This is a genomic window from Pseudoalteromonas citrea, assembly GCF_000238375.3.
Lineage (GTDB): Bacteria > Pseudomonadota > Gammaproteobacteria > Enterobacterales > Alteromonadaceae > Pseudoalteromonas > Pseudoalteromonas citrea.
Window position 1 is genome coordinate 190,817 of the sequence record NZ_AHBZ03000021.1, and the last position, 21,645, is coordinate 212,461.

Sequence of the window (21,645 nt, forward strand, 5' to 3'; positions counted from 1 at the left end):
AAACATCAAATTAGATTAGCAGGCAACTATTAAGACAGAAGGAAAACTAACCTGATTGGGTGTTAAGAGTACCTGTCACCGCCTATCATTGTTCGCTATAGTTAGATGAAAAAATGCTAAACCTGACTATATAAAACCCAGTAATAACATGATAGATAAACAGTTTTTAGCTATTCAAATTAGGAGGAGTTCAAAGCTAATTAGGCGCATTGAAATAACAGTTGGATCCTGGTATATGTCAGAGACGCGATCTATTGCAAGTGAAGGAAACGTAAAATAGTGGCAGCGACCAAGTTAAAAATGAGGTAGTATATTCTACCCCATTAGGGTTATTTTGTTTGGCATACTGGCAGTATGCCACATATGCCGCCCAAATTTACCACTTGTTTACAACATTAACTTTCATATTTTTAACTGTATTATTATGGATAAAAATTCGCTTTAAAAACCGAGAGAACGAACCATTTTCTATATACTTATAACTAAAAGAAGAAACATAATGAATTATAACCGTTAGAGTTAAAAGAATGCCAACCTCCTGAAAAATATTAAAATCGTTCCCAGCTAAGTGAAGTAGAAAACCTAACACTAATACATGACTTAGATATATTGAATAGGAATAATCCCCAGACTTGATCAGAAACTTAGCAATCCAGCTTGAATATGATATTTTTGAATCTAATACAAGACAAGACAAGACAATGCAGCTAGCAGCAATAGTCTTTTGTACTAACCCAAACCCTAAAACTCCAGAAAGTAAGATTAAGCAAACACTAAGTAATACCAATGCTTGCATATATGAAGAAAACAAGCGGTTTATTTTTTGAAACCCATCACTTTTAAAATAAAAACCAATTGCAAATCCGAATAAAAACTGACAAATTTGAGAGCCACCTAAAACTGTCGAATATATGTTTCCTTCAGGGAAGGATAAAGATAGAAAAACAACAATGAAAGAGCAAATTAATATTGAGTGTTTTTTGGACAAGCCAATACTAATAGCTAATATAGTGTAGAATACCATTTCAAGAATTAAGGTCCATCCAACTGTTAACACTGGAAAGATTCCTATACCAGATGGATTTTGTGAAGGAACCAAAAAGTATGATTTAATTAAAGTTTCTCCATTGAAACTTGTCAACCAAAGCTCTTCAGGGTATAAAAACAAAAGCACTATCAAAATAGATGTATAGAACCAATAAGCAGGAATAACCCTTGTAACTCTTTTTACAAAAAAACTGGTAGCAGTCGTGCCTGTGTTTTTTGCAACTAGATACATGACTAGACCACTTAAAATAAAGAATAAATCTACACCAAAGCTTCCACGCGTTGATACAATGCTTCCAATAAGCGTCTTAGACTCAAAGTTATAGAATATCTGCATATAATGGTGATAAACAACCAACCAGCAAAGGCCCGAAGTATTTGTAAAGAATATATTTTATTCATGGAATTTCTATTTTTCCTTTTCGATGTCAATGATTAAATAATAATACTGACAGCTAGCATTCCTATATAACTTATCATTTTAATTTATTTTTTATTAGCACGTCAATTTTATCTCAAACCCTATTTACATTCAACAACCTACTTCAACTTCGCTTTTAATTAACATTTGACTTTATATTTATTTGTTTAATATTAACAACGGGTTTTCGTGGTTTTACTTTGGTAAAAAGGCTGTATTTTTCTTAATCAAAAATTTAGATAATAAGTGCGACATTCATACAAGGGTGTAGAAGAGGAAGGCAGCTGCTGAAAGTGGCGCGCACTTCTCGCCAGAGAGCCCTGATGATCAAAATTTCTCAGTGTTAACTGTGTTGCTGATATTTGGGCATGCATAGCCCGATTATTTTATTTATTGCCCACACTTTAATAATCGTTTCTGTATGTTGGTTATTAAACTGATTAGTTTTAAGTTTATCACTCATTAATTGCTTAAAACGATACATAGCTGTCTCAGCTAGAGAACCAAGATGGCACCCCGAATTCAATTTCTACTGCGTTAACCCTATTTGGAGCATCATAAATACGGCAATGTTTCTGGGGCCTTTGTTCCCGGTATTGAGTATTATTTTTTGTCGGCGTCCGCATAATCACTTTTTGCTACGACCTCTTCATCACAGCTACGCGTGTTATGCCCACAGCCAACTGTAACTCTGTCTATATTATTTGGGGAAGATCAGTGTTGTAAGTATTCGCTTTTAAATATCTGAGTTTAGCGATAATCTAGGGGGGAAGGGGCCTTGTTGATCAAATAGCTAACTACCAATCAATTTCTCAGTTTTAACTTTGTTGCTGATATTTGGGCATACCTAGCCCATTCATTTTATTTATTGCCTTCACTTTAATCATCGTTTCAGTATGCTGACTATTGAATTGACGACTTTTCAGCTTATCACCCATTAATTGTTTAAAACGATACATCGCCGTCTCGGCAAGTGAACGAAGATGGTACCCTGAATTCATTTTCCACTGCGTTAACCCTATTTGGTGCATCATAAATATGGCATTGTTTCTGGGGTGTCCTTCTTCCCAGTATTGGGCATTCTCTCTTGGCGGTACCCGCATAATCGCACCTTTTGCTGCGACCTCCTCATAGCAACTGCGTGTGTCATATGCACCATCACCTGTGACTCTGTCTATATTCCTACGCAGTGGCCTGATTAAATCGGCAAGGGCTTCACCATCTGACACATTTACCATCGACAGCTCAGCACCCACAATATCGTGACTTGTCGCATCAACGGCCAAGTGCAATTTTCGCCAAGTTCGGCGCTTAGTCGCACGATGTTTTCTTGTATGCCATTCACCATTTCCATACACTTTAAGGCCCGTGCTATCGACCACAATATCTATAAAGCCTTTGCCTGCGCTTTTTCTATATTGCACATCAAGTGTTTTACTGCGTTTGCACAAACAGCTATAACCGGGTGATTGCAGTGAGGTATCCATCATAGTCAGCAAGGAATTTACAAAACCTGGGGAAGGACTAAAAATCAAGCAACAAGGAATCGCTTATGACACATCTAATTCGTATTACAAACACGGTAGTTTGTTTTGCAATGCTATCCTATTTAATAATATCTACAACGGTACAAGCCCAAAATCTTTATTCATCTGCGCAAGGACGCTACGACTTGTCTCAGTTTGAGGTGGCGGCAAGTATCTATTTACTGGAAAACAAAACGTTCTTTTATTTAGCAAGTTTCGGCGCTGTTAATTTAAAAGTGTATGGAGAATACGAAATAGACAAAAAAGGCCAAGTTACGCTTTACCCCGACAAAGAGCTTCTTCGAGAATTTCATGTCTATGCTCTTAATAGTGAGGTCGAGAGTGGCGAGATCCTAGTTTCATTTAGAAGGCCTAGGTACAGAGATGCGAGAAAGTTAAAAATTATTTCACATGAAAAGCCAACGCAACTTCCTGAATTTACAGCTGAAGATAAAGAAGTCTCTTTGACCATAAAAAACCCTATCACTCAGAGCGTGCAACTGGAAAATTTGTTTTTAGATTACCACCAACTAATCAAGGTATCTAAGAATACATCTGAATTACGAATTTATCATAATTATGATGCACATATGATTAAAGAATTGCCAGACATTTACTTTAATTTTAAAGATAATTTATTAGTTGATGAAAATGGGAAAGAACACAAAAAGATGAATTTATCAAACAAGATAATTGACAAGCTAAATGCTCTTAAAGCGAGACAAAATATAAAAGACAGCTTTGTTAGAGACGGTAAAAAGTATCAACTACTTATTGATTAGTAACTCCGTAACACATTGGTAAATAATTTCAGTTATCAATACTATCTGACTTGCATCGCAAGCTCGTATGATTGCTCTGTTACCTTATCTTCACCACACAAATAAGCACGGCGAACACACCGTGAAATACAATGGTAGTATTTGGTATCAGTTAAACTCACTTGTCTTTTTCGTGCTGTCGCCATGAAAGAGTTACCTATCTTTTAAGCTGAATTAAAAAGGTAGGTGATGAATGAAAAAGCGTCAATCTTGGTTGGGTTTCATGCTGAATTTTTCTCTTCATATGAAGGAGTTACCTACCTTTTAACCTGAATTTAAAAGGTAGATGATGAATGAAAATCATCAATTTTGGATAGGTGTATTCTTAAATTTATTTACTCATTAATCCCTGCATCCAAAACTCGCTTAACTTCTTGGGGGAAATGCCTGACATAGAAGGTTGAGGCTCACAACCACCGCCAAAAATTGTTTGTGCTAATTGCCTGCCAGCTATTTGAGCTGCTGACGTTTTAGCGATACGTTGTTTATAAAAACCTGTCAGTACATTCTCTAGTTCATCTGTTTCAGCCAAACGCCGAGAAAGATACCAAGCATCTTCCAACGCCTGACATGCACCTTGCCCAGAAGTAGGCAATGGTGCATGGGCAGCATCTCCAATAATTAATACATTGTCTTGATGCCAATAAGGCAAGGGATCAAGATCATGAACAAAAATCAGTTTGCGTGACGATTTCTCATAAGATTTCAACACATGGTGTACTGGTTCAGGCCAGTGTTGGAAACGCTGCTCCATTTCATCGTACCAAGCAGATAAAGGCCGCGATTTATCTATCTTAGTGCGCCACCCTCCTGCCCAATAACACAAGCCGGATTTAATGGGCACAATGCCAAAACGTTCGCCAGAACCACGAAAATCACAAATGGCGTTATCTAATCCACTCTGCTCCAGCTGACTAATACCAATAATATTGATAAATCCCTGGTAAATTGGAGAGACTTTGTCTGAGTAAAATGTTTGACGTACAACTGAATTCATTCGCCCATCAGCTCCCACAACCAGGTCAAACTCTTGTTTTAATGCATCAATATCTTGTACTGTCATTGAGCTGTTAAAGTGTATTGCACCCCCTAAACTCTCCAACGCGCTTGCCAATATATTCATTAGATCACGTCGTAATATAGTCACACTGGGGAAACCACTAAGTTCGTTCACCGCTTCAATGTCAACGCTTCCTTGTGGCACACCACTTTGATCATACTGATGCATGCCGCTAGGTAACCCACCAACATGTATTATCTCTTTGTCCAACCCCATTTGTTGTAAAACAAACATTGCATTTGGCCATAAGGTGACACCTGCACCAATAGACGAGACCTTATTATCACGCTCATACAAACTCACCTGATAACCTTTCTTTGTGGCCAATATGGCCAGCGCTATTCCGGCAACACCGGCACCTACAATGGCAATACGTTTGTTGTTCATTTACTCTAACTCCCTAATAAAATTCATAAAAGATTATTACAAAGCCAAAATTAAGGATAAATACGTTATTATTGGATTTTTAATCCCATTTTGTGAGAAAGTAAATGATAGAAAAAGTCGACATGCAATGGTTACTGAGCTTTCAAACGGTATATGAACAACTCAGCTTTAAGCTGGCAGCAGAGCAACTTCAATTACCAACATCCAATGTTAGTCGTCATGTGGCTTTATTAGAGAAACAACTTAGCTTACGATTACTGGAACGCACGACACGTAAAATGATCCCTACCACTGCCGGCAAGCAACTCTATCTATCCATCACCCCACTCACCCAAGCGGTAAATGACGCATTAGAAGACATATCTCTAGCTGGTGACTCACTATCCGGACACTTTAAGATTGTCTTGCCTGATCTGCCCTTCTTAGCTGACATTATCGCTGACTTTTGCCACAAGCACCCTCGAATACAACTAAGTTGTGACACCCAATTAAACCCTACTGAAGGTTTGTTGGATGGATTCGACCTTGTCTTGCGCTTTGGTCGTGGCGCATTGGAAGATTCTGGCTGGGTAGCTAAGGAAATCCTGCGCTGGCCAAGTAGCGTTGTTGCAGCCCCTCAACTGCTTAAACAGTATCCACTGCCTCGCTCGCTTAGCGAATTGAGTAAAGCGCCCTGTATCACCAGCCTGTCTGTACTACAAGGTATGCCATGGCGGTTTAAGCCTAATCAAAGCATACAGGTACAATCCAACGTTAAGGTCAACAGTGGCAATATAGCCAAAGCCGCTGCTCTGAAAGGACTTGGGTTTGCCATCTTGCCCACTCATGCATGTCAAGCAGACATAGACAACGGCTCACTTATCAAAATTAATGTAAACTCCGAACCTGAAGATCTTGTGTTATATGCATTTTATTCGGGTAGAAAATATCCACTTGAAAAGGTTAAAACTTTTTTAGAACACCTACAACATAGGATTAGTGATCTATAACATATCTTTAATGAGCAACGAATGGCTGACGCCCTTAAAGCCACTGGTTATGTGCGTTGTACCGAGCGTACTGGTACCCAACCAATTTCACCCGTTGACCTCGACACTCTATACCACTCATTGAGTTCGAATAGCGCTGACAGTTTTTCGCCAATGACAGTATTGAGCTCAACATTGTCATAGTCTTCAATCAAGATACCTTCAGAGCTCCCTTCAATTTTCTCAATATATTGAACTGGAGCCCAACCCTGCTCCCCTTCGAAACTAGTTATAAAGATCCAATTGGGAAATTCGTCATCAATTGCACCTAGAGCTACTTTATCGCCTTGCTTCAAATAAAACGGATTGGGATAGTCTGAGATGTGTTTTTCAGTAGTAACTACTTCCATATTTTCTCCGAAGTACATAACTATTTAGTATTTATGCAGCACGTTGTTTGTGCTGCATAATCGCGTGTTGGATTGAACCGCTACCTGCTCGGTGTGTCAGAGTTGATGCTATTTATGCTGCGAGAATTTTCTATTTTCTTTTAATGGCGTAACCTGTCACAAGCCTATTTTATCGGCTTGCCTTTCGCGCTTAAGACATCCCAGCATTACTCATTAAGTTTTTCCTGCCATTAGAGCTAATTTTCGCTGATTTATCAATGGTATTTTCACACGCATGCTCTTTTCTAGCCCGAACACTTTAGCAGTTTAACGTATTGATTTGATTAATAAAACCCTAGCGCCAGCTCGTTCGTGCTAATTTCATTGTCTCTTTACTTGAATTAACCACTTCGTTAAATCGAAAAACAATAATTTTGCACACTGCACAAAGCCTATGAAAGGAGTGATCACGCAGCATCAGACTTTTTGTTTTTAGTAATTAGTGACATCTATTCAAAAGTTAATGCTGGTCGTCCTGTCACAATCAATTTACGTTGGGTGTCTTCTAAATTCTGTCTGCTATAAAAAACTGAATATGTTAAACTCTAGAAGAGGTACGGGGGTACGATCAGCGCTAGCTAAATGAGAATTAAAAATAAATGAAAGTCCGTTTTAACCATTTTGAATTTGATTGTGATAGTTTGATCCTCACAAAACAAGCCCGTATTTTTTCATTAAATGAAAAGCCAGCACAACTATTAAGTTTTTTACTGACAGAACACAAAAAAATAAACAGTAAAGAAAGTATTTTAACTCATGTCTGGCCTGAACGCGTGGTTACCGAACAGGTGGTGTTTCAAAACATCAGCTATTTACGCGCTTTATTTGGTGATAAGGCAATTAAAACCTACCCTAAAAAAGGCTATCAGTGGCAAATAGCCTTCTCGACAATCGATACACTAACAGAACAAGCTCAATTTAGTGCTGAAAATACTAGCTGTGATCTAGCTGATCTCGCTAAACCTACTCCCTCGCCCTTAAAATCGGATCAAATAGAAGCTATCAATATCGTTCCGATAACCAAACCAAGTAAGCCCATTGATAATCCAACGGAAATCATTTCCAGCCCCCCAATCACTGAGCTAAATAAAACTCAGCAGATATCTGCTGAAAAACCAGCTACAGGTAAGGAAAAGCATAGCTCAGGTTTAAATTATTGGATGTTGGCAGCGGTAAGTATTTTACTCAGCATTTTTATATTTTTCTACTTATCGCAAAATAAAACGGTATCAATAGAAGTTTCAAAAATGCAGAAAAAGATTAGCGTTCTGCAATTTTTACAACACAAACCAGGCCTTGCTCCTGAGCCTATACCGCTTGTATTGGCATCCGATCAATTCATAGAATTCCTAACTTCAGAACAGCCTATCAAAAGTCAGGAGCTGTTTGATTCCCCTTATAGAAGCTGGCAACAACTCAGCCAATCAGCTGAACAACTGGTACTTAGTGGCAAGTTTTACCCACTGGCTGATGATACAATATTATTACGATTTTATGTGCAAGGTGCTCACCGGGGCTGGCAAGGTTATATTAGTGCCCAGACTCAGGAGCACGCTACTCTGCAGCTTAGAGCGTTTATCAAAACCGTAGCAGGATCTGACTATTTTTCACTCAAACCAGCCAGCGCTGCACTGGCGCAATTAACCGTGTTACACAATCAGCAACCAGATAACCTGTTTTTCCTACATAAGTTGATACTATCACATTATGAACTGGAGCACCTTGATATGGCCAGTGCACTGGCTGTAAGATTAAGATGACACCCACTCTAAAAATAATACCAATAAATAAGCCGCGTTCAATCTGAAATATCGTTTGGTTAGTAAAATCAAATCAAGTAAATGCGCTATAAGCTCCAAAATAGAGAAAAACTGAACTCACGCCCAGTAATAAGGCACGGCTAAGCCGCCACGCTATGGCGTATTGGTTATCTAGAGATTATCTTGATGGTATAAAAGTTAAGCCAGTAACATTTCACATTGCTTATAATTAGCGCGCCGTTTTATTTCTAGGCTCGCACAATAATCATCAAGCTTTTGAGGCCGCCCTACCGCGCCGTGGAATACTTTGGTAAATTGTGTGGTGAGTTTTAGCCAGTTTTCCTGGGCTATGTTTAGTCTTTCTAAAATAGGGGAGTTAACTGGGCTGATGTAGCCTCGCTTATCTGCTCGCATACACCTGCCTGTTAACTCTACTAGCTCTAAGTAGGACTTTAGTTCAAACGGTAAACCTTTGGGCATGTGCTTTCGGGGGCTACCTGCAAACCGTGCCAAGTGTTTCGGTTGCTTGCCTTCTTTGGCATGCTCACAGCGTGTTTTTACACTGGTGTAGTCTGAAGTTTCGGGTGTATCAGCCATCTTTGCTCTGATTGGGTTTAAATCAACATACGCCATACACGCTGCTAGTGCCGCTTCATCGAGTAAAGCTTGTGATTTAAAGCGCCCTTCCCAGAATCTGCCTGTACAGTTATCTTCTTTATTCGCTTTTCGGGCAATACTTTCATTCAGTACCCGCATAAACCAACTGATACTCGATAAACGTTCTCTAAATTGTTCAATGTCTTTATTTAAAAAGGTTTGCTGTGCTGAGTCTAACCGCTCACCTTGAAGGTACTTGTGAGATAGTATGGTACCTTTAAACAGCTTATGCCATCTGATGATAATCGCTTTATCACTCAATCTTTTAGCTTTTATATCATCTACATAAAGTACAGTGTGAGTATGATTACTCATCACCGCATACGCACACACATCTATACAAAACACTTTAGCAAGTTCAAACAGCTTTGCTTCTATCCAACCTCTTCTGTGTTCATACGATTGCCCTGTTACCTTATCTTCACCACACAAATAAGCACGGCGAACACACCGTGAAATACAATGGTAGTATTTGGTATCAGTTAAACTCACTTGTCTTTTGCGTGCTGTGGCCATGAGGGAAAGCGCCTATCTTTGAAGCTGAATTTAAAAGATAGGCAATGAATTAAAAACAGTCAATTTACGGTGGGTGTCTTGTTAAATTATTCAATTTAATGTTTACAATGAAACCCGATTTGAAAAACAGACTATTAAGAAAAGTTAACTCTCCGCTGTAAAACGCCAGCTGATATAAACATTGCGTACTAACTTAAAGGCAATAGGTAAAGTTCTAGCCAACGCCTCATTAATAATATCCTCAATAACGCTGACTAAAGTGGCCATAATGTAAGATTTTAATACCTGAGAAATCAATGCCGTAATAAGTGTAAGTAAAAAGATAAAGCACCCAAACCCTGCAATCCTACAAACTATTACCACACCATTACATCAAATGCTGCTTACATTAGTTAATTCTAACCTACTCCGCCAGCGTTAACCGAGTAAGTGTATTGTGATCAACTAAATCAACCTGAACATTTCGCTGTATTACGCCCTGGTGTATTTATTCAAGATAACCTTAGCCGTCACTACGTCTACAGAATTCTCCCCATCGCAGCTAACATATTAATTCTATCGGGCTAGCAACTGCTGAGGTTTATGCACATAGTCAATAAATGTACACCTATTAAGTGGCAGGCTGTTATTAATTTAGAAGAGAGGAATGTTGTGGCTCAATCAAAAAGGATTTGGGGTTTTTACGAATAAACTGATCTTGAAGTGATGTTTTATAATCAATTAGTTAATGCCAAGCAGCCATTCATTAATGGCATATAGTTGCTACTACCCTGATGATGTTTTTTATAAATCATATTCACCCTATATCCCAAACAAAGCTTAAAAGTTCAAGTTTGTCCGGAATATAAGACAATGCCAGTTAAGACAACCGAATGGTTAAACTACTTTTCTGTCTGGTCACCAAATCTATGTTGGTTAAATTTCTGCAGAAACTCTTCTGCAGTGGTGCAATTGTCAGACATAGTGTGTAGATCACCAAACCCAACTCGCCTTGATGTTAATGGCTCCCCTTTATCATTTAACGGATTAAAAAGCTCACTTGGACTCTGCCAGCCTTCAGGCCTAACGTACTTATTTGGCGTCAACTTGGGCAGATCGGTACGTATATTATTCCCTTCCACGACACCTTCAAATGTGGAAGCCTGCGCAACTCGCGCGCCCAAACCGGCCTTAGCTGGATCCACTCCGGCCCATTTACACAAGGTTGCCAGTAATGAGGTATGATCTAAATCTTTACCCGGTTCAGGTGACCGGAATACAGTACCAGGCTTGATCTGCGGCGAAATTAATAAGGTAGGGACACGTACTCCAAGCCGTTGAAATTTAAACCCATATTTTGACGTACTACTAGCGAGTGGTGAGTCATCAGGTGCAACAGTTGTTGTTGGTACTACATGATCATAAGTTCCCCCGTGCTCATCAAAAGTGACTACGAGTAAAGTCTTAGACCACTGCGGACTATCCATCAGCGCTTCAACCATATTTTTGAGCGCTATGTCACCGGGTGTTACCGAAGCAGGCGGATGAAAATCATTGCCCTCAATGACAACAGGTGGAAAGCCGCCACTCCATTTAGGCTCTACAAAGCAAAAATTAGGCAATGTACCTGATGCTGCAGCGTGAAGAAACGCGTTCTTGTCGCTACTATCTTCATATTTATGAACCCCACCATTTGGTGCAACCTTAAGGCGCGGAAAATAATAAGGAGTAAAGGGATCTCCGTATGGGGAGCCAGCAGTTATGCCTCCATCATCCTGCCAATAAACACCCCAACTTTTGCCTGCTGCTGCTAACACATTGATAATAGTGTTAGCATATTTATAGGTGCTACCTTCTATTTCTGTATTATCAACTTTGCCCAATGCCGTACCACACATAGCAAAGGCACGATTGGTATAAGTCTGGGAAGGTACCGAGCAGAACCAACGATCGGATACGGCATAATACTTCGCCAGGCCATATAAAACGGGTAGTTGCTCTTCATTATATACCCCCATGACATCCTGATTATGGGTATAAATTTCATCATAATCCCAAGCAAAACCTAACATTTTGGGTTCGCTATCCCAAAAGTTGTTATTATCAGGAAAATGACCATTACCATTAGCGTACAGTTGCTTCTGAACATGTTCAAACTCCTCTCCAGGATCATATGCCGGCATGGTCGTCGCCGAAAATCCACCGTGCCCTTTGGTTCCATTGGTTGGATAATAAACACTGGACTTATAGGAGTTTGATATGTGGAGTGGGACACCATCAAATTGAGTTGATGAACCGGCGGGGTAAACCGAAGATGAAGAGATTTTTTTTCCGGCATAGAGCATGCCTAATAAGTTGTCGAGTGAACGGTTTTCTAACATCAACACAATAACCGTTTCAATCCCATCCATCACCGGCGTACACGTTTCAACGGCTGGAGTTTCCTGCAACACGGTAACAGTGATCGATGCATGTGTATCCCCGAATGGTACATCTAACGCAGCAGTAATAGTATAAGTTGCACCACTCTTTCCTATGAAGGAAAGCTCCTTGCTGTCATTACTTGACCACCAACCGGTATCTTCTGATCCTGCTGTTAATCTTTGTTTCATGCTGCTGCCTACCGGCCAAATCTCTCCGGTGATAGATTCCTCCATCTTAACGTCTATCCCATCAAGCGTGAAATGGCTGGAAAACAACCAATCTTTTCCGTCTTTAATTCCCGTATCCCGACTAAATACCAGTACTTTTTGGCTATCGGGGAGTTTTGAACTTGGTATCGAAATGTTACTTGGCTGCCAATAATCAGTGCGCAATGAAGTATTTACATTGCTTGTCACTGCCAATGGCATCTCCGAAACATTGACTATATACTGTTGTGTTATCACTAGTGCTAATGTTTTTAATTTGATTGCTGTTCATTATTTGACCTTATTAAAGAATAAATTGATATGGTGATAAAATAAGCAACGGTTCACAGCAGTTTCAATAGAAAACCGAATTGAGTCACTATCTAAACTGTGTCCCCCCCTTCTCTGTTTGAATGTCTCTTATTGAGCATCTACCTGTAAGGTTTGCGGCTATAAAATAGCTAAGGTTTGTTGCCATAACGAGGCCAGTGCCAGTAGGTATTCTGGTTGTTGCTCGGGGATCTCCAGTTGCCCTTCAAGAGTGGCGAACATCTTTTTAATAGCGGTAAGGTTAGAATTATCCCGCTGCTGCATTAACAGTATTTAGTTGCGCCCGATCAACCTATGATCCAGCTAGTCCCGATGACTACTGATACTCTTTAACTTCATTTATCAAAGCCAAATGCAAAGTACATCACAATGTGCTCCGGCTTTAGTTAACGAGATCAAATAGTCAACTATTTTTTGGGATTAAGACATTACCGGGGTATTACACCTAACTTAGTTGAACTAAATAGGCAGTAGTATCAAGAGCTAGCAGCATTCGTCAGCGAAGCGGCTAAACCCATTGCAATAAAAAGAGGCACCTTAACAATAGAGGTTTAAGGTAAAATAGAGGTTTAAGGTGACACCCAATCAACGGGCCACGTTCAATCTAAAACATCGCTTAGTTAGTAAAATCGAATTAACTACGTGTGGTATAAGCTCAGAAATAGAAAAACTGAACTTATACGCATCCAAAAGGCACGCCTAACCCTACAAACCATAATATATTGATTATATAGAGATTATCTTGGTGGCCTCAAATTAAGCCAGTAGCCTTTCACACTGCTTATAATTAGCGCGCCGTTTTATTTCTAGGCTCGTACAATAATTATCAAGCTTTTGAGGCCGCCCTACTGCCCCATGAAATACTTTGGTAAATTGGGTGGTGAGTTTTAACCAGTTTTCAGGGGCAATGTTCAGTCTTTCTAGAATTGAAGAGTTGATGGGGTTAATAGCGCCTCGCTTATCTACTCGCATACATCTGCCTGTTAGCTCGACCAGTTCTAAATACGACTTTAATTTAAAGGGTAAACCTTTAGGCATATGTTTTCTGGGGCTGCCTGCAAAACGTGCTAAGTGTTTAGGTTGTTTGCCTTCTTTGGCATGTTCACAGCGTGTTTTAACACTCGTGTAGTCTGAGGTTTCGGGTGTATCAGCCATCTTTGCTCTGATTGGATTTAAATCAACATACGCCATACAGGCCGCCAGTGCAGCTTCATCAAGTAAAGCTTGTGATTTAAAGCGCCCTTCCCAGAACCTACCTGTACAGTTATCTTCCTTATTCGCTTTTCGGGCAATGCTTTCATTCAGGACCCGCATAAACCAACTGATACTCGATAAGCGCTCTCTAAATTGTTCAATGTCTTTATTTAAAAATATTGTTCCGTTGAGTCTAGCCGTTCACCTTGAAGGGACTTATGAGACAGTATGGTGCCTTTAAACAGCTTATGCCATCTGATGATAACTGCTTTATCACTCAGCCTATTAGCTTTTACATCATCTACATAAAGTACAGTGTGAGTATGGTTACTCATAACCGCATATGCACACACATCAATACAAAACACTTTGGCAAGTTCCAGCAGTTTGTCTTCTATCCACCCTCTTCTGTGTTCGTATGACTGACCTGTTACCTTATCCTCACCACACAAATACGCACGGCGAACACACCGTGAAATACAATGATAGTATCTGGTATCAGCTAAACTCACTTGTCTTTTACGTGCTGTTGCCATGAGGGAAAGCGCCTACCTTTGAAGCTGAATCTAAAAGATAGGCAATGAATGAAAAACCGTCAATTTTGGGTGGGTGTCTTCTAAATTTGTTTTGTCCCCCTCCCTTTTCAGACCTCAAAAAATCACAGAGTAATTGCTTACTCTGTGACCGCCGTTTTGAGCCCAAAACTGGATACATATATAAGATTTACGTTGGGTGTCTTCTAAATTTGCGTTTTGTTTGACATACCGGGAGTGTCCATATATGTCAGTATAAATTATCGATTTACGTTGGGTGTCTTCTAAAATGGTACGGATATATGTCAGAGCAACGCTTTATTGCAAATGGGTCAAACGTCAAACAGTGGCAGCGACGAAATGAAAAAACGAGGTAGTTTATTCTACCCCGCCAGAGTTATTTTGTTTGACATACCGGGAGTGTCCATATACGTCAGTTAAAACTCCTCCTTTGGCTAAACTTAGGGACGAAGTGACGCAAACCAAACTTTTTACGACCTTCTTGAGCAATTTGTTAGCTTGAAAATCAGTCTGAAGTATCCGAGCCATTATTATCGTCTTGTTTATCCAAGTGCAGGACGACCATGGTTATTGTTGTAAACAATTCAGCATCATTTTTTGTTTCATGTACTTGAATATTATGAGTATCTCTTAAAGACAATATTTTGGCTTTAGCGGAAGCAATACATTTATCCTTATGCGAAATCTCGAATTTCAAATCCCAAATATTACCTTTAATTATTGCGCCGTCATATGAACCACCTACAACATTATATGTGCGGGTCCATGAGAACAGCTTTCGTTTTATTACGAAATTTCCGATCTCAGATTGGACATTCCAGGTTGGTGACCAAGCCCAAAATTTTCGTTTCACAGTTGCGAGTTCTTTTGTACTATTTTTAAGTGTCCAAGTTGGACAAAAAAAGGCAAACTCTCCTTTTGCATCATATCGGCGTTCACCATTTTCATCATCAATAAACATCTGCCCCTTTAAACTGAATATTTTATTGCTGATAGATAATACCGTTGACATTAGTTACTCCTTTAGTGATTTGCCATTTCAAGCTAACGCCTAAAGCTCCGGTATTTGGTCGCCGTGACTTTTTTTGTTATGTTCTTATTAATTAATACGGAATTGTACACTTTTCAAGCATCCCTTGCTTGTCAATATCTCTGAGCGCCGCCTTGATGATTGACTCCGATATTTCTGAGACAAGGATCATATGTGACGCGCCATAGTGAAAACGAACCGTTGTACCATCAATCCAATCTCCGCAAGCCGCCATACCCTCAGGAGTGAAAAAGAAGCACCACCTTTTATCACCTGCGTTGGTGATTACGGAGACTTCAATTGCACCCGAACGATGCGATTCAATTGGATTTTCAATTTCGATGGATTCAATATTCATGACTGAACATAACTATTTAGTATTTATGCGGCACGTTGTTTGTGCTGCATAATCGCTTGTTGGACTGAGCCGCTACCTGCTCGGTGTGTCAGAGTTGGTGTTATTTATGCTATGGGAATTTGCTTTTAGTGGCGTAACTTGTCTTGAGCCTATTTTATCGGCTTGTCTTTCGTGATTAAGCCATCCCTGCATTACTCAGTACGTTTTATCTTGCCATTAGAGCTAATTTTCGCCGATTTATCAATGATATTTTCACCGCGCACGCACTTTTCTAGCCCGAACACTTAAGCAGGTTAACGCGTTGATTTAATTCAGCAAGCTCTGCTGCTAACTCGTTCGTGCTAATTTCATTGTCTCTTCACTTGAATTAACCATTTTACTAAATCGTAAGACCCCGATTTTACATACTTCACAAGCCCAATGAGGGGATAGTGACGCAGCTTCCGCCTTTTTCTTCTTCACTTTACGTAAACTGGGCCCTTGCGCCTTTATCAACGCCAACTTTCGCTTGTAACATGCATTGGCTAAAAAGCCATAGTGACGAATTCGCATAAACCCTTTGGGTAGCACATGCTGTAAATAGCGCCGTAAGAACTCTCTACAACTCAGTGTCATGACCTTTTCACTGTGTTTATCTGCATAACTTCGATATTTAAAGCACACGCTTTGTTTATTCACCGACACCAGTCTCGATTCTGACATCGCGCCCTTTCGGGTATACCGTGCTAGATAACTTACTAACTTATCACTGTATGTTAAACACGCTTTGCTATACACACACCATTTAGCTGGTGTCGTTATATGTGTCAGCGAAGTACCTCGCGCATGCAATGCCGCAAGCATTTTCCCTCTAAATACCGTTGATAATGCTTTAACTGGGTATAAGTAGCCCTGTTCTATTTCATGCCATTGAGTTTGCGTTAGCCCTCCAGCTGGCACTAAGCAATGCAGATGAATATGCTGACTTAAGGTTTGTCCCCATGTATGTAAAACGCTTGTCATCCCTAACTGCCCATGCCCTTTACGCTGTGCAAACTTACTTAGGGTGTCCCATACTGCTTTAAATAAACACTGATAAAGCGTGTTTGGGTCATAGCGTGCAACAATATTCAGCTCATGTGGCAGTGTAAAAACAAGGTGGAAGTAACGACAAGGCAATAAACGGGCTTGCTGTTTTTGCGCCCACTGTGCTGTTGCCATACTTTGACAGCGTGGGCAGTGTCGGTCTCGGCAGCTGCATCCGACCTGTTTTACCTCGCCACACGTATCACATTGCCAAGATTGATACCCTAACTTGCCTGTCCTACATGATTGAAGATGTTGGCAGACCCGTGTCTGCTGGTAATTCAGTGAGTGGTGTTGCCGATAATCATCTAACCCTAAGTTTAAAATATCAGCAAGGTGTAACCTACTCATTGTTTTGCCCAATCGGCCAGTAAATCAATGCCGCCATGGCCTAATTCAGGTAACCAATGTAAGTAACTCTGTGTCGTTTTAATATCACTGTGACCAAGCTGATGTTGCAATTGATGAAGCGGCATGCCTGACTCAAGTTGATGTGTCGCGTAAGCATGGCGAAGTGCATGCGGGTTACACTGCTGCAAACCAATACTGTGTGACTGCTTCCTTAATGACTTTCTAAAGCTCGATGGCGACATCGGTTTGTCCATAAGCCATCGAGAATAGAACATCCAGCCTGATGGACGGTACACTCTCCAGTAGCAACGTAACTGCTTCAATACACTCTCTGACACAACAACGTAACGTGATTTATCTCCTTTACCCTGCTCAATTAAAATGGTTTTTCGTTTACCGTCTATGTCTGTAACTTTAATGCGTAATAGCTCACCAATACGTAAACCACAGCCATAACACACGATAATTAGCGTCTTTAATCGCATATCTGTGCAGCTTGCTATCAGCCGTTGTATGTCGCTACGAGATAAATAAATGGGTGCTCGAGACTTCGCTTTTGGTAAGGTAATATCTAAGTTCAATGGCCGATGTAAAATGTGCTTAAACAAGAACCAAATACTGTTTATCTGTAACTTTTGGCTTGCCCGAGAAAGCTTGCGGATCGCCGGATCTTGAAAGAATGAATTCAACTCTTCATCTGTAATTAAATCCAACGATTTATTAAAGTAATTTCTGAGTTTAAGTAAGTGCGCGCAATAGCTTTTACTTGTTCTTTGTGAATAACCTCGATAGGTTATTTCTGCCTTGACCTGTTCAATGAGTGTATGCATTTTTGACCTCTAAGTTGTGAAATAACTCAGAGAAAGTGTGGCTCAAATGCTGAGAATAGGATCTCCGCGTAGCGGCTTAGTTCAACAGCGTTTTAGCGTGAATACCGATAAACACTCTGCCCTTGTTTCGTGCAGAGAAAATCAGAACCGCTAATTAATTTAATATATATTAGTAACTTAACACTTTCCCTCACACACAACAATCATCTTTTCACACCTTCTGAACCCGAGAATTTACTTAACCGAGAACATATTTGACTCGTTATGTAAAATCCAAAAAGTAAAAAGCACAATAAATTCATAATCATAAAGGTATCACTTTTAGTTAAGCGAGCGTAATCTCACTTTACATAACGAGAAAGAAAGCTGTACTAGAGGATAACCCAGCCCTTTCAGACCTTGAAAAATCACAGAGTAATTGTTTAATCTGTGATTGCCGTTTTGAGCCCAAAACTGGATACATATATAAGATTTACGTTGGGTGTCTTCTAAATTTCCCTATATTCTAAATTTCCCTAGTCTCGTGAGCTTAGTTTGACTGCTTTGATTTTGAAACTAACTGGGTAAAACCATGTTTTTCTTGGTTGAGTATATTTAGGCATTTTAGCTTCCTCAATGTAATGAGGAGGTGTCCACTAAAACGGGTGAAGATTATTGTCCTTGTTGAATTTCTTGTTATATTTCAATTCGATCACCATGACTTGGTGGTGTCGATGTTACTGTAAATATTAAATCAATTTCATGCTGGTTACTTAATTGGTGCCTTGAACCAGCAGGAATATGAATACCCTCATTTGGTTTTACTCTGAAGATTTTTCCCTCAAGTTCCATAGTTGCAATACCAGATAAGATGAAAAAGAATTGCTCTGCCTTGTTGTGAAAATGACGTGCCTCTGAACAACCAAATGGAACTCTTTCTTGGATTACACTTAAGCTTTCAGATTTTACAAGATGCCAACCATCACATTTATTTCCCCAAGTGTAATGTTCCGCTGATTGTTTGCTAATGACTGCCAAGAGTGCTCCTTGAAATATAACAGCGTTTTAGCATAAATACCGATAAACATTCTGCCTTTATTTCATGCAGAGAAAATCAGAACCGCTAATTAATTTAATATATATTAATAACTTAACACTTTTCCTTCAACACAACAATCACCTCTCCATACCTCATGAACCCGATAATTGACTTAACCGAGAATGAATTTGACTCGTTATGTAAAATCCAAAAAGTAAAAAGCACAATAAATTCATAATCATAAAGGTTTCACTTTTAGTTAAGCGAGCGTAATCTCACTTTACATAACGAGAAAGAAAGCTGTACTAGACAATCACCCTCCCCTTTCAGGCCTTAAAAAATCACAGAGTAATTGCTTACTCTGTGATCGCCGTTTTAAGCCCAAAACTGGATACATATATAAGATTTACGTTGGGTGTCTTCTAAAATGTGTTCGAACTAAGCCAAGCTTTTTTAGTCCGTTCTTGATTGCTTTGTTATATGCACTCTTCACTTGGTTTTATGGAATCTGTAACAAGCTCAATTTTCTGATTTATATTAACTCTGGATATAGAGTGGGGAGAAAACCAAACCGTTGTATGATCCATCCAACAGGATGGCAACTCAAATTTTTTACCATTATGTTTTTTGCTAACTGCATATATTTTCCAACAACGACCTGCAGAACCATATGGGTAATCAACAATTTCAATAATTTTGATTAACTCCTTGGTAGATAAAGTTCCCACTAACTCATATTTTTCATCAAAATCAATTGGCATTGTTGATTTACTTTCTTCCGTAAACACAATATGCGGGTTGCTAGTTGATTTGCCAAACCTGTAGATATTCAAAGGCTTCTCAACAGAAAAGCATTTTTGATTAATGTTCTTTGCAAAATCTGCATCAGACACGACAACAGAGGTACAGCCAGATAACATTAATATAAAAATCACGTATCTCATTACCACGGCCTCCGTTGTACATATAATAACGCCCAGCTCAACTGCGAAGCGAGCTGGCGGGCTTTTTGGAACAAAAAGCGTGACAGTTTGCGAAGTCAGGTTGCAGCTGTTTGTTATACAATTATTGACCCTACATGTTGGAGCCACTGAAATACAATATTCCCACTCACTCCGTACATAGTGTTCTTCAATGCTTCAGACAAATCATCAAAGGTATCTATCGAAGTATCTCTGACCAACTCAAGCGCGTGCTTTGTTTCAGCTTCATTATCTTTAGTCGCCCCATTTTCAACTATTTCACTGATTTTCTTGAGTGCAAGATGAAGCTCTGTTCTTGTTCTGGAGTCTTCAATGAGTTCTTCAAGAGTTCGCTTATTATGGTCTAGCTGAGTCAACAAAAGCTTTTCTTCCTTTTTTGACTGATGCAGCAATATATTTTGACTTGCGTTCATGTGGTGCATTTGCGAGCCAATTTGCGTTCTAAGAAAATCGACATCGTCTTCTAGTGATTTTATTTTTTTGTCTGCATATTTTTCAGATATAAGTAACAGGCTAGTAGTTTGCTTTATTTCTAACTCAGCCATGTCTAATTTATTAGTCAATCGTTGAATTTGTAGCTGGTCTTCCAATAAAGATTCTGGTTCAGCTTTCTTTGTGACGACCAAAGCATAATCATCCAGAGTTTTTTCAATAATATCTTTTGCGCCGCATGGTGAGTCAACAATCATACGAACGACATTCCCGTCTTGTTCTATACGAACTTTGGCTTCAATATCTGGATATTTCTGCTTAATAATTTCACCGAAGTAAGAAAGGATACCCACGCCTGCTTGATAGTGTTCAGTGGGAAACTCTAAAACTCTCTCGATTGAGCTCTCAGTTGTTTCTGAACTCAACTCCGTAATTTCAAGTTCCTCTTGCCCTTGCGATATTCCTATCACTATAAACGGTGTCTTTTGGTTTAATGGTAAAAGGTCGCTTAATTGTGCCTGAGCACGTTCAAAGTAAAAATAAGGGGCCATTCTTCGTGGGTCCTCATATATTGACTTAGAAGATTCCATTGGAACTATAAGTACTGACAGGTCACAAAATTCAGAAGCGACTATTCTAGGTGTTTCAACAAGCACCCAATTTGGGAATGCAAGCATTCTATCGGATGCCATCATTTTTGTTGCAACACCATCTTTAAAATGCCTGATGTAAAGGTTTATCCCCCCAGGGGTTTCAGACCTCATTCGGTAGCTTGACCATCCAAGGTTCTCAACCATATATTCCCAGCATCTATTAAAATTGAATGGATTGATTTCAATTTTATCGCGTTGTTCGTTTCTGTGTGATGGAGAGCTTATCTCTGGGTCAGACAGTGACTCGCTATCTATCTTACTTATAGCGGTACAAATATCGTCGTACGCTTTATCCTTATTTAGAAGGATGTTCCAAGCGGAATTAAAGCTAATTACCTTATTTATAAACATAACTTTCCATTGTTGCCTAACAACGTTTTAGCATAAATGCCGATAAACACTCTGCCCTTATTTCATGCAGAGGAAATCAGAACCGCTAATTAATTTAATATATATTAATAACTTAACACTTTTCCTTCAACACAACAATCACCCTTCCATACCTGATGAACCCGATAATTGACTTAACCGAGAATGTATTTGACTCGTTATGTAAAATCCAAAAAGCAAAAAAAGCACAATAAATTCAAAATCATAAACATTTCACTTTGAGTTAACCGAGCGTA

Annotated in this window: 17 protein-coding genes and 2 pseudogenes; 3 read left to right on the forward strand and 16 right to left on the reverse strand. The window is 39.5% G+C overall.

What is annotated here, in order from left to right:
• Positions 1-376: 376 nt before the first annotated feature.
• Together PCIT_RS12755 and PCIT_RS12760 are read right to left on the reverse strand one after the other, a co-directional pair.
• Complete coding sequence (locus PCIT_RS12755) at positions 377-1,405, reverse strand: acyltransferase family protein (RefSeq protein ID WP_273542011.1); 1,029 nt, start codon at positions 1,403-1,405, stop codon at positions 377-379.
• An 881-nt stretch (positions 1,406-2,286) separates the two neighbouring features.
• On the reverse strand, positions 2,287-3,003 hold the full coding sequence (locus PCIT_RS12760; protein WP_273542012.1) for an IS5 family transposase: 717 nt from the start codon (positions 3,001-3,003) through the stop codon (positions 2,287-2,289).
• A 17-nt stretch (positions 3,004-3,020) separates the two neighbouring features.
• On the opposite strand from PCIT_RS12760, the gene PCIT_RS12765 reads away from it, so the two are divergent.
• Positions 3,021-3,776, forward strand: a complete 756-nt coding sequence (locus tag PCIT_RS12765; RefSeq protein WP_010368041.1) for a hypothetical protein — start codon at positions 3,021-3,023, stop codon at positions 3,774-3,776.
• A 62-nt stretch (positions 3,777-3,838) separates the two neighbouring features.
• On the opposite strand, the pseudogene PCIT_RS12770 reads toward PCIT_RS12765, so the two are convergent.
• Positions 3,839-3,961 (reverse strand): annotated as a pseudogene (locus PCIT_RS12770) (transposase); the annotation flags it as partial.
• Positions 3,962-4,146: 185 nt separating this feature from the next.
• Positions 4,147-5,262, reverse strand: a complete 1,116-nt coding sequence (locus PCIT_RS12775) for an FAD-dependent monooxygenase (RefSeq protein WP_010368043.1) — start codon at positions 5,260-5,262, stop codon at positions 4,147-4,149.
• 104 nt (positions 5,263-5,366) lie between these two features.
• On the opposite strand from PCIT_RS12775, the gene PCIT_RS12780 reads away from it, so the two are divergent.
• Positions 5,367-6,251, forward strand: a complete 885-nt coding sequence (locus PCIT_RS12780) for a LysR family transcriptional regulator (protein ID WP_010368046.1) — start codon at positions 5,367-5,369, stop codon at positions 6,249-6,251.
• Between the two features lie 47 nt (positions 6,252-6,298).
• On the opposite strand, the gene PCIT_RS12785 is transcribed toward PCIT_RS12780, so the two are convergent.
• Positions 6,299-6,640, reverse strand: a complete 342-nt coding sequence (locus PCIT_RS12785; protein WP_010368048.1) for an SH3 domain-containing protein — start codon at positions 6,638-6,640, stop codon at positions 6,299-6,301.
• A gap of 638 nt (positions 6,641-7,278) precedes the next feature.
• Here PCIT_RS12785 and PCIT_RS12790 point away from each other — a divergent pair.
• Positions 7,279-8,439 (forward strand): transcriptional regulator, encoded by a 1,161-nt coding sequence (locus PCIT_RS12790; RefSeq protein ID WP_010368050.1) that lies wholly within the window; start codon positions 7,279-7,281, stop codon positions 8,437-8,439.
• A 198-nt stretch (positions 8,440-8,637) separates the two neighbouring features.
• Here the strand turns inward: PCIT_RS12790 and PCIT_RS12795 are convergent, their stop codons facing one another.
• From PCIT_RS12795 to PCIT_RS12845, 11 genes and pseudogenes are all read right to left on the reverse strand, one after another.
• The gene (locus PCIT_RS12795) at positions 8,638-9,612 is read right to left on the reverse strand and encodes a transposase (RefSeq protein WP_010368052.1); all 975 of its coding nucleotides are present in this window, start codon (positions 9,610-9,612) and stop codon (positions 8,638-8,640) included.
• An 881-nt stretch (positions 9,613-10,493) separates the two neighbouring features.
• A complete protein-coding gene (locus PCIT_RS12800) occupies positions 10,494-12,431 on the reverse strand; it encodes an alkaline phosphatase family protein (RefSeq protein ID WP_238348026.1) in 1,938 nt (645 codons plus the stop codon).
• Positions 12,432-12,671: 240 nt separating this feature from the next.
• Positions 12,672-12,815: a hypothetical protein gene (locus PCIT_RS12805; RefSeq protein WP_010368058.1), complete on the reverse strand. Its 144-nt coding sequence runs from the start codon at positions 12,813-12,815 to the stop codon at positions 12,672-12,674.
• A 492-nt stretch (positions 12,816-13,307) separates the two neighbouring features.
• Positions 13,308-14,281, reverse strand: a pseudogene (locus PCIT_RS12810) (transposase).
• 523 nt (positions 14,282-14,804) lie between these two features.
• Positions 14,805-15,311 carry an LURP-one-related family protein gene (locus PCIT_RS12815; protein WP_010368060.1) on the reverse strand — a complete coding sequence of 169 codons (507 nt, stop codon included), beginning with the start codon at positions 15,309-15,311 and terminating at the stop codon, positions 14,805-14,807.
• A gap of 91 nt (positions 15,312-15,402) precedes the next feature.
• Positions 15,403-15,687 (reverse strand): hypothetical protein, encoded by a 285-nt coding sequence (locus tag PCIT_RS12820; RefSeq protein ID WP_010368063.1) that lies wholly within the window; start codon positions 15,685-15,687, stop codon positions 15,403-15,405.
• Between the two features lie 327 nt (positions 15,688-16,014).
• A complete protein-coding gene (locus PCIT_RS12825; RefSeq protein ID WP_192992767.1) occupies positions 16,015-17,103 on the reverse strand; it encodes an IS91 family transposase in 1,089 nt (362 codons plus the stop codon).
• Entirely contained in the window at positions 17,100-17,933 is an 834-nt protein-coding gene (locus PCIT_RS12830) for a tyrosine-type recombinase/integrase (RefSeq protein WP_192992768.1), read from the reverse strand. Before PCIT_RS12830 ends, PCIT_RS12825 begins: the two co-directional genes overlap by 4 nt.
• Positions 17,934-18,608: 675 nt before the next feature.
• Complete coding sequence (locus PCIT_RS12835) at positions 18,609-18,950, reverse strand: cupin domain-containing protein (RefSeq protein WP_010366645.1); 342 nt, start codon at positions 18,948-18,950, stop codon at positions 18,609-18,611.
• Positions 18,951-19,427: 477 nt separating this feature from the next.
• The gene (locus PCIT_RS12840) at positions 19,428-19,895 is read right to left on the reverse strand and encodes a hypothetical protein (protein ID WP_010366647.1); all 468 of its coding nucleotides are present in this window, start codon (positions 19,893-19,895) and stop codon (positions 19,428-19,430) included.
• A gap of 113 nt (positions 19,896-20,008) precedes the next feature.
• A complete protein-coding gene (locus PCIT_RS12845; protein ID WP_010366649.1) occupies positions 20,009-21,370 on the reverse strand; it encodes a hypothetical protein in 1,362 nt (453 codons plus the stop codon).
• Between the last annotated feature and the right edge of the window lie 275 nt (positions 21,371-21,645).